Raw genomic sequence first — 12,363 nt, 5'->3', positions numbered from 1 at the left:
TAACACACAAGTTCAAAAAATGCCGCGCGATCGCCGTATTTTCTCTTGGATTCCCGAAAAAATAACCCCCGCCTCGGTCAGGCAGGGGGTTGATTCGACGAGAAATATTAACGAAATTTCCCGATTACAGAGCGTTACCGCGAGGCAGAACTTCTTCGGGGAACTCGAAATTCTGATGCGGTTGGTCTTGAGGAGCCATCCAAGAACGGATCCCCTCGTTCAACAAAATGTTCTTGGTGTAGAAGGTTTCAAATTCCGGGTCTTCCGCCGCGCGCAACTCCTGAGAAACGAAGTCATAAGCGCGCAGGTTCAGGGCCAAGCCGACGATGCCAATCGAAGACATCCACAGGCCCGTGACCGGGACGAACAGCATGAAGAAGTGCAACCAACGTTTGTTGGAGAAAGCAATCCCGAAGATTTGAGACCAGAAACGGTTGGCGGTCACCATCGAGTAGGTTTCTTCCGCTTGGGTCGGCTCGAAAGCGCGGAAGGTGTTGGCTTTGTCGCCGTCTTCAAACAAGGTGTTTTCCACGGTCGCGCCGTGAATGGCACACAAAAGCGCCCCACCGAGAACCCCGGCCACTCCCATCATGTGGAAGGGATTGAGGGTCCAGTTGTGGAACCCTTGCAGGAACAGCAGGAAGCGGAAGATCGCCGCCACGCCGAAGCTGGGGGCGAAGAACCAACCGGACTGTCCCAGGGGGTACATCAAGAAGACGCTGACGAACACGGCAATCGGTCCGGTGAAGGCCAGGCCGTTGTAAGGACGAACGCCGACGAGACGGGCGATTTCGAGCTGACGCAGGCAGAAGCCGATCAGGCCGAAAGCACCGTGGAGGGCGGTAAACGTCCACAAGCCGCCGAGTTGACACCAGCGAGTGAAGTCCCCTTGAGCTTCCGGACCCCAGAGGAACAGTAGGGAGTGACCCAAGCTGTTGGGAGGGGTGGAAACGGCCACGGTGAGGAAGTTGCAGCCTTCCAGGTAGGAGGAGGCCAGTCCGTGGGTGTACCAGGAGGTGACGAAGGTGGTTCCGGTGAGCCAAGCTCCCAGGGCCAGGTAGGCGCAGGGAAACAGCAGCAGGCCGGACCAGCCGATGAAGACGAAGCGATCGCGTTTCAGCCAGTCGTCGAGGACGTCAAACCATCCTCGCTCTGTCTGTGCGCGTCCGACTGCAATGGTCATAACGCAATTCTCCAAATAGATATAAGTACGTGGGCTTTCATTTACGTAACTCCGGCTCGCCGTTGACTTGCCCACAGTAGAAAACGAGCCATACCAGAAAACGAGTTGACTGGGTAGGGGAGTTTACGTTTCTTTACTATGTTTCTCATTATAGGGGAACGGTCCTCATTTTTTAAACCCCCCCCTGGCAAGTCAGGTATTTTATATTTTGACGCGATTTACCCGATCGCGTGGGGGAGCCGACAAATTTTTTAACGGATGTTTTCCCGGGAGAAGCGGTACGGACTCGGGGGCGACGGCGATCGCTTCGAGAGTTATAGAGACGGGCATCGAGGGATTTTACACTGAAAAAGACGACATGGTTTTAGAGTGACGGGCGATCGCCTCCCGGCGGCGATCGCCCTCGGGATTGCCCCCACGGGTGAATGCTAAGATTTTGGCAAGAGTGAAAACCGATCGTTTTATTAAGATTACGCCGATGTACACGATTGACTTGACCGTGAAAAACAGCCCCTTGCCCTTGTCGGTACAACGCAAGAGCGAAGAAGAAGCCCGAGAAGTTTACGATCGCGTCCTCAATGCCATCCGTAGCGGCAGCAGCGAACTTCTCGAACTGACCTGCGACAAAATTCCCGGCAAACGAGTCGCCGTCCTCGCCAGTGAAATTGCTGCGGTGCAAATGGCTGAGAAAACCGGAACCTCGACCACGGGGAAAGCCCCCGGATTTGCCGCGCTGACCTCATGAGCTGCGAAAACCTCGATCTCAAGAAGGTTCCGGCGATTCGAGTGACGGACCTCTGCTTCCAGTGGCCGAGTGGGGCGGAGGTTTTGCGCTCTTGTTCGCTGGAGGTTCCCAAAGGCGAGTTTTGGATGCTCTTAGGCACCAACGGCAGTGGTAAATCGACCTTATTGCGGCTTTTGGCGAATTTACTGACCCCGGCGAGTGGCGACGTCGAGATCGCCGGGTCGGTGGGCTTCGTCTTCCAAAATCCGGATCACCAGCTCGTCATGCCCACCGTAGGGGCAGATGTGGCGTTTGGCTTGGTGCGCGAGAAGCTGTCCTTCGTCCAGATCCGCGATCGCGTGCGCGAGGCCCTGGCGGCGGTCAACCTGCTCGAATTGGAACGACGCCCGATTTACGCCCTCAGTGGCGGGCAAAAACAACGGATTGCCATTGCCGGGGCGATCGCGGGACATTGCGAAGTGCTGTTATGCGACGAACCCACGGCCCTGCTCGATCCCGACAGCCAACTCGATCTCGTCGCCCAAGTCCGCCATTTGGTCAAGACCCGGGGGATGACGGCGTTATGGGTCACCCACCGCTTAGACGAGCTGGACTACTGCGACGGCGCATTTCTCCTCGAAGGAGGAAAAGTAGTGGCCCAGGGCGATCCGGAAACCCTCAAAAAACGATCGACGGATTGCGAAAAAAACTCGCAATCCTAGCAGCGAGGGGCGATCGCCCGCCGCCCCCTTTTCAATTTGATAAAAGCTTAAAAAAACCTAGTGTAAACTATAAAAATCTTAAAGAATTTTAAATGAAAAATCATGCTGCGCTCCTCACGGCGAGCTGTCTTGCTCGTAGATGGTTACAACATCATCGGGATTTGGCCTTCGCTCAAACAGACTCGCGATCGCGAAGGCTTAGAAGCCTCTAGAGAAGAACTGATCGAAGCCCTGGTCAACTACGGGGCTTACGAAGGACTCGATACTCGGATCGTCTTCGATTCCCAGTATCGCGATGCCCGGTGCGATCGCCAGATCGTCACCCAAAACCTCTCGGTCTATTACACCGACTTCAATCAAACTGCCGATTCCTTCATCGAAAGAACCTGCGCCGTACTCAAACGGGAAGTTCACACCCGTTCCCAGCGCCTGATCGTCGCCACCTCAGACCGCGCCTTGCAACTGACCGCCGTCGGTTACGGCGCCGAATGGATGTCAGCCCATCAGTTATCTAGAGCCGTCGAAGCGACGACCTCCAAGCGAAGACGCAAATACCAGCCGCGCAAACAACCGTCGAGCCGCTTTCTCATTTCCGGACTCGATGCCGAATCTCAACGGCGTCTGAGCCAATTAAGAATGGGTCTTTAGCCCATCAACCAGCCGGGGAAAAATTTTTTTTAAAAAACCCTTGCCATCTTGGGGTGTTTGTGGTTATTATTACTAAGGTCGCGAAAGCGGCGAGCTTGCATTCCTCGGTAGCTCAGTGGTAGAGCGGTCGGCTGTTAACCGATTGGTCGTAGGTTCGAATCCTACCCGGGGAGTTCTAAAAATGGGGTTTTAGATGTAAGGATTGAAGGTTGAAAAACGACCTCGAATCCGCACTCTAGAACCCCGTTTTTTTATGTCCGATCTTTCTTCGATTTACGACCCTTCCCCGACCGCATTCGATCGCTATTGGGGATTGGATCCCAAGGTCAGCTTTCTCAACCACGGCTCCTTTGGCGCTTGTCCGTTGGCTGTATTAGCGGCGCAACAGGACTTTCAACGGCAGATGGAACGGCAACCGATGCATTTTTTTACTGAAGCCTTCGAGCCGCTTTTAGATGCTGCGCAAAAACATTTAGCGCAATTTGTCGGGGCCGACCCTCAAGATCTGGCGTTCGTTCCCAATGCGACTGCCGGGGTCAATACGGTTTTGCGATCGCTCTGCTTTGAACCGGGGGACGAATTACTCACCACCACCCACGAATATAACGCCAGTCGCAACGCCTTAGAATTTGCAGCACGACGGGCGAAGGCGCGGGTCGTCGTCGCCGAGATTCCCTTTCCCGTCGCCAGTGCCGATGCGATTATAGAAGCGGTGATGGCGCGGGTGTCGCCGAACACGAAATTAGTGTTACTCGATCGCGTCACCAGTGTCACCGCCTTAGTGTTTCCCGTTCCTTCATTAGTCCGAGAACTGAACGAACGCGGGATCGACACCCTGGTCGATGGCGCCCAAGGTCCCGGGGCCGTCGCCGACTCCTTAAGCGAGATGGGGGTGGCGTACTATACCGGAAATTGCCATAAATGGCTGTGCGCGCCCAAAGGATCGGCGTTTCTCTACGTCAGACGCGACAAACAGGCGCAAATTCGACCTCTGAGTATCAGTCACGGCGCCAATTCAACGCGACGCGATCGCACTCGCTTTCAACTGGAATTTGAATGGACTGGAACCGACGATCCGAGTGCGTATTTGAGCGTTCCCGTGGCGATTGACTTCATCGCTTCCCTGCTTCCCGGCGGTTGGGACGCCGTGATGGCGAGAAACCGCGCTTTAGTGTTAGAAGCGCGTCAAATGGTAGTCGAGGCGTTAGATGTTGCCCTCCCCTGTCCCGACGAACTCATCGCCTCGATGGCGTCGATTCCTTTACCGGAAGGGGTTAGGGCCGATCGCGCCTCTAGTTTGGAACGGCAATTGCGCGATCGCTACCAGATTCAAACGAAAATTATGCCTGCGATCGATCGTCCGGGCTGCGTGCTACGACTCTCGGCGCAACTTTATAATTCAATCGAACAATATCGCAAACTGGCGCAAGCTTTGAGGGAATTGTTGGCAGTTTAAAGAGGACGATCCCGCACTTTGTCCAAGACACTCTCGTACATCGCCTCTAACACCCGAGTTTGGGTGGCGCGATCGAAATGGGCGCAGACGTGCTGGCGCCCCTTGACGCTGAAACGCTGCCACAGATCCGGGTCTCGTAACAAGCGCAACGCATAAGCGGCGAGGGCGTCTGGATCGCGTTCCGCCGCGAGTAACCCGGTTTCGTTGTCGATCACCGCTTCGGGAATTCCGGCGTGAAGGGTGGCGATGATGGGCAATCCCATTGCTTGCGCTTCTAAAACGACGTTGGGCAACCCTTCGGAATCCCCTTCCGAGGCGGTGATGCTGGGGGTGGCGAGGAGGCGCGCTCGATTCATCCACTCTTTGACGACCGAGTGGGGTTGAACCCCGAGAAAGCGGTATTTTTTGAGGGATTGACGGGCTTGGGTTTCTAAAGTGGCGCGTAACGGACCGTCGCCGATGAGGACGAGTTCGACCTCGGGAGTGTCTTGTTGGACTTTTGCCATCGCTTGGATGAGATCGTCGCATCCTTTTTTTTCCGTGAGGCGACCGACGAACAAGACGACGGGTTCGCGAGGGAGATTCGGGTCGGGGTTAAATTGGGCGGTATCGACGCCGTGATAGTGGGCGACAATTTTTTCCGGGGGGAATCCCTGTTCGATCAGTTTTTCTTTAATAAATTTGGAAACGGTGAGAAATAATTGGGTTTCCCGTTGGAGGCGATCGCGCCGCCGGAAATAAATCCAGTGATTGAGGGAGGAATAGCGGGCAATTTCTTCTTTTATCGTGGCGTCGGCGCCTCTGAAATGGACGATTAAGGGAATTTTGAGCGATCGCGCCAACGGCAAGGCCAAGGCGCCACTCAGGCCAAATTGAGCGTGGATTAACGCCGGGGAAAGCTGTTGCAGGTGTTGCTGGAGGGGGCGATCGAATCCCGACAGTTTAAACCAGGCTTCGCGCAAATTCCCCAGGGATCCCCCGCGATTGACCACCCAAGTTCGTTCCGGGGGTAAATCCAGACCGGGAACCCGCCGGGAACCGACATAATGGGCTTGAAAACGTGCCAACATCTCCCCTTGAGCGAGGATAAACGTTTGGGACGGAGGAAGTAACAGGCTACTAAAAACGACGACGACAGGATCGGACATCGACAATTTACCGATTGAATTGACAACGTTATCGATAAGCGTTTGCACTCAACTTAGCCGATCTGAAGCATTTGTAGCTTCATTGAATGCTCGATCTTTTCCCTACGGCTGACCCTGACCGGAGTTTCCCCCATTCGGCGAATTACCATTAGCTGAATTGCTCGACGGGGAATGAGGAGGCATTTGAATTAATTCCGCCAATGCTTGAGAGAGTGCTTTCGGGTCCATAAAAATTACTTTAGAATTGGGACTTTTTCCGAGATGTTCGTTCGCATCTACATAGCGTTTGGCAATTAAATATTTAAGAATTTCTTCGCTGCCGAGTTTGGTATCGAGGGTTTGGAGAATGTGAGCCATGGCTTCGGCGGTGGCTTCGGCTTCTAAAATAGCCGCCCGCTTTTTAATTTCTGCCGCTTGTTCTTGTTCCATCGACTCTAACACCGTGGCTGGCGGGTCGAGGTCTTGGACTTCGATTCGGAGAACTTTTAACCCCCACGATGCAGTTTCTTGGTCTAAATTTCTCAAAACCGATTTGTTAATTTGATCGGTAGAATAAAAGGTTTCTTGCAATTTCATTTGGCCGATGGTCGATCGCAACGTCGTCAAGGTTAAATTTTTAATAGCCAAATCGACGTTGTTAATTTCGTAATAGGCTTTACGCAAATCTACGATTTTCCAATAAACGACGGCATCGACTTTAATGGCGACATTATCTTTGGTAATTGCATTTTGGGGAGGAACGTCTAAGACTTGTTCCCGTACTGTATCTTCGAGGACGATGGTTTCTAAGTACGGCCAGACAAAGTTAACCCCCGGGCCTAATTTGCGGTTGAATTTCCCCAACCGTTCGACGAGGGCTTCGTTCCCTTCGTTGACGACTTTAAAACCGCTTGCGGTATAACCAAAAGCGGCAAAGATAATCGGGACTAAAAAACCTAAAACTGTATCCATGTTGTCATTTTAAAGGATTCCTACGCCGATCGCCCGACCCCGGAAGGAGCGATCGCTCACGAAGGCAGTAGGAATCGCCAATTTCCCCGTTCCAGTGGCAGTTTAGCCGTGTAGGGAAACGGGAATTTCCAGACAAAACTGGGTTCCGCGACCCATCGTAGACTCACAACTCAAGGTTCCTCGATGTTTTTCGACAACAATCTGATGGGAAATAGACAGACCTAAACCCGTTCCTTTGCCGACGGGTTTGGTGGTAAAAAAGGGTTTAAATAGGTGGGTTCTGACTTTTTCGGGAATTCCCGGACCGTTATCGACAATGCAAATCCGAACGCGATCGCGATCGCCGTCCCCTTTAGCCTCGATCGATTCCGTGCGAATAAAAATAGCACTCGGTCGGTCTTGGAGTGCTTCTGGCGTCAGGGATTCTTGATGTTCTTCCAAGGCATCGATCGCGTTAGCAATTAAATTCATAAACACCTGATTCATCTGTCCCGGATAACAAGTCACCAGAGGTAAATCGCCAAATTCTTTAACGATTTGAATGCCGGGATAATTGGGACGCGGTTTGATGCGATTGTGCAGAATTAACAGGGTACTCTCGATCCCTTCGTGCAGATTCACGGGTTTGAGTTCGGCTTCGTCTACGCGGGAGAAGTTACGCAAACTCTTGACGATTTCGCGAATCCGATTGACCCCCATTTGCATCGAAGCGAGGAGTTTAGGCAGGTCTTCGTTGAGAAAATCGAGATCGATCGCCTCGATTTTCTCCTGAATGTGAGAACCCGCCTCGGGGTAGTCCCGGCGGTACAGTTCGACCAAGGCGAGTAAATCCCGAGTGTACTCGCTGACGTGACTCAAATTGCCGTGGATGAAGTTGACCGGATTGTTGACTTCGTGGGCCAATCCCGCGACCAACAAGCCGAGGGTGGACATTTTTTCGGTTTGGACGAGCTGGGTTTGGGCTTGTTGCAACTCTTGCAGGGCCGCTTCTAAATCGCGGACTTTCTCTTGATAGCGATCGTGTGAGAGCTTAAGTGCGGCTTCGGCTTGTTTGTGCCGGGTGATATCGCGGCTGATGCCGATCGCCCCGAGGAGGGCGCCGTTGGAGTCGAAAAACGGGGTTTCGATGGTTTCGAGTTGAATCTCGCGTCCGCCGCGATCGCGCATCTGGTGTTCGTAGCGTCGCGGTTGCAAGGTCTCGAAAATCTCGCCGACGTTGGCGCGGTCCTCCCCGAATAAGTCCCCCGCCGATTGACCCACGATCTCGCTCTCCGGAAGGTTGACGGCTTCGGTAAAGGCTCGATTGCAACCGAAATATTTTCGATCGCGGTCGAGATAAAAGATGCGATCGCCGATCGAATCGATCGAACAGCGCAAGAGGGCCCGTTCTTTCGCTAACTCCGACTCGGCGAGTTTGCGTTCGGTCACATCTTGCCACGATCCGACAATTTCCACCGGATATCCCGCACTGTTGCGAATCAGTTGCATGGAATCGAGCATCCAGCGATAGCTACCGTCTTGATGACGCCATCGATATTCGTGGGTGTGCTGTCCTTCCTGAAACAGTTGGGTCAATCCGGCGAAGAAACATCCCAGATCTTCGGGATGGATGCGATCGGCCCAAAACCGGGAATCTTGTAAAAATTCTCCCGCTTCGTAACCGAGTAAGGTTTTAATATTCTCGCTGATGAAGGTGACGGCGTAATCTCCAGAGGCTTTCCAACTGTAGAGCACGACGGGACTGTGCGCGAGGAGGTGATTGAGTCGCTTTTGACTGGCGATCGATTCTTCTCTGGCGCTGACCAAATCGCCAATATCGCGGGAAATACAGAGAATTTCCGCGATCTCTGCGCTATGGGGGTCGCGGATCGCGTAGCTGGTACTCTCGAACCAACGATCGCGACCCCGGCGATCGCGGATGCGATAGTTGACGGTGTAGGTGTCGGGAATCTCTCGGTTTGACGTTCGCGATCGTTGCATCTGCGCGCGATCTTCGGGATGCAAGAAATCATCCGGTTTTTTGCCGATCCATTCCTCCGGTTTGTACCCGAGTAAGGGGGTCAATGCGGCAGAAATGTCGAGATAGCGACCGTCTGGGGCGTGTCTGGAAATTAAATCCGTGGTATGCTCGGCGAGCCACCTGTAACGCTCTTGACTGGCGTGCAAGGCGTCGTAAACTTGCCTAAATTCGCCAATTTCGCGGGCGCTGGCGTAGGCGAGACCCTCTTCGGGAAAGCCGGAAGCGGTCCAGGACAACCATTTATAAGAACCGTCGGCGCAACGATAGCGGTTTTCAAAGGCGATCGCCTCGGCGCCGTGCAGTAGTTGGCGCGCTTTGTCTACGGTATGTTGGCGATCGTCGGGATGGACTCGTTCGAGATAAGGTTCGGCGAGTAATTGTTCTGGGGTCCATCCTAATATTTTTTCCCAGGAAGGATTGAGTAATTTAAAATAGCCGTCAAAGCCAGCGACGCACAAGAGATCGGGAGAATGCTGGAAAAATCGATCGTGTTGTCTGGCGATCCACTGGCGATCGAGGAAGTTAATCACTTTTTGGGTAGGGTTGGTGTGTTTTCGATTTTCTGGAATAAACATCGATGGAAACCTCCTCTGGTTTTTCGAGTTTGCTCGAGGCAAGGCGATCGCCGGATCTTATCATCCGTTGTAATCTGCACTCGAACGGCAAGTTAGTTATCTTTTATAATGTTTTAATCTATCTCATTCGAGTTTTTGTCATTCATTCTTTAAAATTATCTTCAATCATTTAGATCGCCATCAAAGGAAAAAACGAGTTGATTGATAGAAGGTCAATTATTTTTGAGAATTAAAATCTATTTTTGCGATCGATGTTACAGATTTATTTTCGGCGATCGCCCCCTTCCTTGTGAGTAAATTTAGGGGCGATCGGTTCCCTGCCCAGGTTAAAATCGCGATCGATCGTCTGACATGGACGCCGAAGCTAGGAATCGGTTCAATCAAAATCGTCAATTTTCTCTACAAGTCGCTCCCGTCTAGGTTTCTACGTTTTTAGTTAATTGAAGTTCCCGGGGGTAAGGGATGTTCAATGTTATCGATAAAAACTAGCGTCAATCCTCATTTTTAACTAGATTGGCAACTCGGCGCTAGATCGACCCCGATGCAACTCTCTATTATTTGAGGAATAACTTCACAGTTTTAAAAGATAAAAAATACCCGATATCTGCGAGAGCAAAATCGCGCTCGTGGATCCATCCCGATCTATCTACCTTACCCATCTGAGAAAGGCTATATCTGAGTTATAAAATTTACTGAAAACTTACTGAGAACGAGTATGTCCTGTAAATTTTAGGGTCTCAATCTACTCATTTAAGCGGTCATTCCCGGAGAAACACCGCATCCACCAAGCCAAAAGTTGGCCTGGGAATACTGCACGGCTTAACCCACCATCGGCGAGAACGGCGATCGAACAATATTTTTAGACTCAAAATACTTTTGTCGAGAGATTAAAATCGGATGTTTTTAATCTCTCGAACGAGGGGTAAAGATTGTTCTTTTATTTCTCCAGAGATCGCGTTATTGATGACAATAGGAACCGTGATTTTTAGCCGGCATTTGCTAATAGGTACCACGTTCAAAATCAAAATTCTGCTTTTTTCAGGAATAATTAAGGTTTCCCGATCGCGGCGATCGCCGTCAGTCCCGGCGGGTAATTTCGGCGCGGGTCGATTCCAACCAGCGCGCGAGGCGTTTGGGAATTTCCCGATTCAAGCGCAGGGGAACGGTTGGAGTCGATAGAGATTGAGCGTAAGCCCCAGTCAGGAAGGGGCGGTAAGCGTTCGCCTCGGGGGTGAATTGGGCCACGAACGCCAGGGACGCGCCGCGCAGCAACTGGCGATAATTCTCACTTTCTAGAGAATCGCGAACGCGATTGCTCTCACTTTCCGGGTCTAAAACATCGGGATTGTCCGGATCGGTGGCACTGAAGTGAGACGCCCCGATCGCCGTTATCAGATATTTCGGTTCCGGTAGGTCGAGAAACGGTCGCAATTGGTGGGTCACTGCCGGGGCCCAGCCGTCCTCGGTCGCCGCGACGATCGCCACCGGGGTATCGAGGCGGTCGAGTCCTTTGTCGCCGAAGAGTTCGCCGACGACGGGATTGAGGGCGATCGCGCCTTGAATGCGGCGATCGCGCAGGTTTTTGCGGTTGCCCGATAACTGGGTCGCCGTACATTGCAACAGGTCTGCGGGAGCTTTGCCGAGCCATTGACGATAGCTTCGCGACGCCTCCGGCGTATCGCCGCAGACCTCGCGCAAGTCGTCGAGACGAAGTTCGGCTCCCGCCAGGGCTAACACCGTATAACCGCCGAGAGAATGACCGATCGCCACCACGTTATCCGTATCCAGAGGAACTCGAAGATCGCCGTCGCCGCTTGCGAGTCGGTCGAGGACGAAGCGGATATCTTGGGGGCGATCGAGGAATTCCGAAGGGGGCATCAGTTGACCCAGATCCAAGCTCACCGGGCGGTCCGACAAGCTGGCGCGGTTGCTGCGCGGGTGTTCGACGGCGACGACCGGGAAGCCGTGGGAGGCGAGATGGCGGGCGAGATAGGTTAAAAAGCTGCGATCGCCCCCCAAACCGGGAGACATGACCACGAGGGGCGATTTGGGATCGTCCGGGATGTAGAGATCGACGGGAATATCGCGATCGCGCTGGCGGTCGGCGAGGGTCAGCGTGGTCTCGCGGACGGGGTACGAACCGGGTAAAGCGGGATCGAATGGGGCGGTAAACGGGCCGTCGGTTTCGGTTTCGAGGTCGCTTTCCAAGCGCGATCGCAAGATTTGGGCTTCGAGATAGGGAAGATTGAGGCGGGATGCGGCGGCGATCGCTGCCGTGGCGTCGAGGGTGATAGTCTCGCCGGGTAAGGCTTTGAGGATGCCGATCGAACTCAGTCCGTCCGCCTGACGGATGGCGAGTTTGATGGCAGCTTTGACCTGTTCGACGGTGCTATCGGGAATCATCAGTAACACGATCTGGATCCAACGCTGTCCGGCGCTCGATTCGAGCAGGAGGTCGATCGCGTCGTCGGCGATCTCCGGGTCGATGTCCACACGCCGCAGGAGGAGTTCGCGAATTTCGGGAATCAGGAACGGTTCGATGAGTTCGAGGTCTCCGGAGGCTTTCCCGGTGCGGGCAAATCGTTCTAAATCGTCGATTTCGAGGGTGGTTTCTAACGGGCCGAAGCGAATCCGCAAGCGTTCGGCGGCGATCGCCATCCCGTGACCGAAGCTGGCGATCGCGATCGTCAAGGCGAGTAGGGGCGCGAGTTGCCGTTGCCACCGCTTCCTCGGGCGCGACTGCATGTTAGTCAGAGGCTTGATGGGGCTGAAATTGAGCCCGTGAAAGGATAAATGTTTAGGGAGCTTCATATAAGTTATCTATAAAATATACCCTCTCTCGGTTCGGGGGGAGGGGCGGTCGTCGAGGGTCTCTATTCTTTGACCGAGGCGGGCGGCGGCAAGTTTCCGCGATCGCGATCGATGGGCGTTGAATG

The 12,363-nt window shown here is 53.3% G+C and carries 10 protein-coding genes and 1 tRNA gene; 5 read left to right on the top strand and 6 right to left on the bottom strand.

Features of this window, described 5'->3' with window-relative positions; translation table 11 throughout:
- Positions 1 to 124 precede the first annotated feature (124 nt).
- Together psbD and JJD41_RS25300 are read right to left on the bottom strand one after the other, a co-directional pair.
- Positions 125 to 1,183: a photosystem II D2 protein (photosystem q(a) protein) gene (gene psbD, locus JJD41_RS09460; protein WP_168569640.1), complete on the bottom strand. Its 1,059-nt coding sequence runs from the start codon at positions 1,181 to 1,183 to the stop codon at positions 125 to 127.
- 201 nt (positions 1,184 to 1,384) lie between these two features.
- A complete protein-coding gene (locus JJD41_RS25300) occupies positions 1,385 to 1,513 on the bottom strand; it encodes a hypothetical protein (protein WP_255547261.1) in 129 nt (42 codons plus the stop codon).
- Between the two features lie 115 nt (positions 1,514 to 1,628).
- Between JJD41_RS25300 and JJD41_RS09455 the strand changes: the two genes are divergently transcribed.
- From JJD41_RS09455 to JJD41_RS09435, 5 genes are all read left to right on the top strand, one after another.
- Positions 1,629 to 1,928: a hypothetical protein gene (locus tag JJD41_RS09455; RefSeq protein WP_370583773.1), complete on the top strand. Its 300-nt coding sequence runs from the start codon at positions 1,629 to 1,631 to the stop codon at positions 1,926 to 1,928.
- Positions 1,925 to 2,629, top strand: a complete 705-nt coding sequence (locus JJD41_RS09450) for an energy-coupling factor ABC transporter ATP-binding protein (protein WP_200665695.1) — start codon at positions 1,925 to 1,927, stop codon at positions 2,627 to 2,629. The genes JJD41_RS09455 and JJD41_RS09450 overlap by 4 nt, the downstream gene beginning before the upstream one ends.
- 102 nt (positions 2,630 to 2,731) lie before the next feature.
- On the top strand, positions 2,732 to 3,277 hold the full coding sequence (locus JJD41_RS09445) for an NYN domain-containing protein (protein ID WP_168569638.1): 546 nt from the start codon (positions 2,732 to 2,734) through the stop codon (positions 3,275 to 3,277).
- 101 nt (positions 3,278 to 3,378) lie between these two features.
- A tRNA-Asn gene (locus JJD41_RS09440) sits at positions 3,379 to 3,450 on the top strand.
- Between the two features lie 80 nt (positions 3,451 to 3,530).
- Positions 3,531 to 4,733: an aminotransferase class V-fold PLP-dependent enzyme gene (locus JJD41_RS09435; RefSeq protein WP_200665694.1), complete on the top strand. Its 1,203-nt coding sequence runs from the start codon at positions 3,531 to 3,533 to the stop codon at positions 4,731 to 4,733.
- Here the strand turns inward: JJD41_RS09435 and JJD41_RS09430 are convergent.
- From JJD41_RS09430 to JJD41_RS09415, 4 genes are all read right to left on the bottom strand, one after another.
- Positions 4,730 to 5,881: a glycosyltransferase gene (locus tag JJD41_RS09430; RefSeq protein WP_200665693.1), complete on the bottom strand. Its 1,152-nt coding sequence runs from the start codon at positions 5,879 to 5,881 to the stop codon at positions 4,730 to 4,732. The two genes, JJD41_RS09435 and JJD41_RS09430, sit on opposite strands and share 4 nt — an antisense overlap.
- A gap of 102 nt (positions 5,882 to 5,983) precedes the next feature.
- Positions 5,984 to 6,832: an SPFH domain-containing protein gene (locus JJD41_RS09425; RefSeq protein WP_200665692.1), complete on the bottom strand. Its 849-nt coding sequence runs from the start codon at positions 6,830 to 6,832 to the stop codon at positions 5,984 to 5,986.
- Between the two features lie 102 nt (positions 6,833 to 6,934).
- On the bottom strand, positions 6,935 to 9,427 hold the full coding sequence (locus JJD41_RS09420) for a PAS domain-containing sensor histidine kinase (protein WP_200665691.1): 2,493 nt from the start codon (positions 9,425 to 9,427) through the stop codon (positions 6,935 to 6,937).
- Positions 9,428 to 10,504: 1,077 nt separating this feature from the next.
- Entirely contained in the window at positions 10,505 to 12,238 is a 1,734-nt protein-coding gene (locus JJD41_RS09415) for an alpha/beta hydrolase (RefSeq protein ID WP_234488567.1), read from the bottom strand.
- Between the last annotated feature and the right edge of the window lie 125 nt (positions 12,239 to 12,363).

The sequence above is a fragment of the Oxynema mangrovii CENA135 genome (assembly GCF_016632315.1).
Classification (GTDB): Bacteria; Cyanobacteriota; Cyanobacteriia; order Cyanobacteriales; family Laspinemataceae; genus Oxynema; species Oxynema aestuarii.
The sequence above is the reverse complement of the archived record's forward strand: the minus strand, read 5'-3'. Positions and strand labels throughout refer to the sequence as shown.

Coding starts and splice junctions, on each gene's coding strand:
- psbD (WP_168569640.1), bottom strand. CDS start 1,183: ATGACCATTGCAGTCGGACGCGCACAGACAGAGCGAGGATGGTTTGAC.
- JJD41_RS25300 (WP_255547261.1), bottom strand. CDS start 1,513: ATGCCCGTCTCTATAACTCTCGAAGCGATCGCCGTCGCCCCCGAGTCC.
- JJD41_RS09450 (WP_200665695.1), top strand. CDS start 1,925: ATGAGCTGCGAAAACCTCGATCTCAAGAAGGTTCCGGCGATTCGAGTG.
- JJD41_RS09445 (WP_168569638.1), top strand. CDS start 2,732: ATGCTGCGCTCCTCACGGCGAGCTGTCTTGCTCGTAGATGGTTACAAC.
- JJD41_RS09435 (WP_200665694.1), top strand. CDS start 3,531: ATGTCCGATCTTTCTTCGATTTACGACCCTTCCCCGACCGCATTCGAT.
- JJD41_RS09430 (WP_200665693.1), bottom strand. CDS start 5,881: ATGTCCGATCCTGTCGTCGTCGTTTTTAGTAGCCTGTTACTTCCTCCG.
- JJD41_RS09425 (WP_200665692.1), bottom strand. CDS start 6,832: ATGGATACAGTTTTAGGTTTTTTAGTCCCGATTATCTTTGCCGCTTTT.
- JJD41_RS09420 (WP_200665691.1), bottom strand. CDS start 9,427: ATGTTTATTCCAGAAAATCGAAAACACACCAACCCTACCCAAAAAGTG.
- JJD41_RS09415 (WP_234488567.1), bottom strand. CDS start 12,238: ATGAAGCTCCCTAAACATTTATCCTTTCACGGGCTCAATTTCAGCCCC.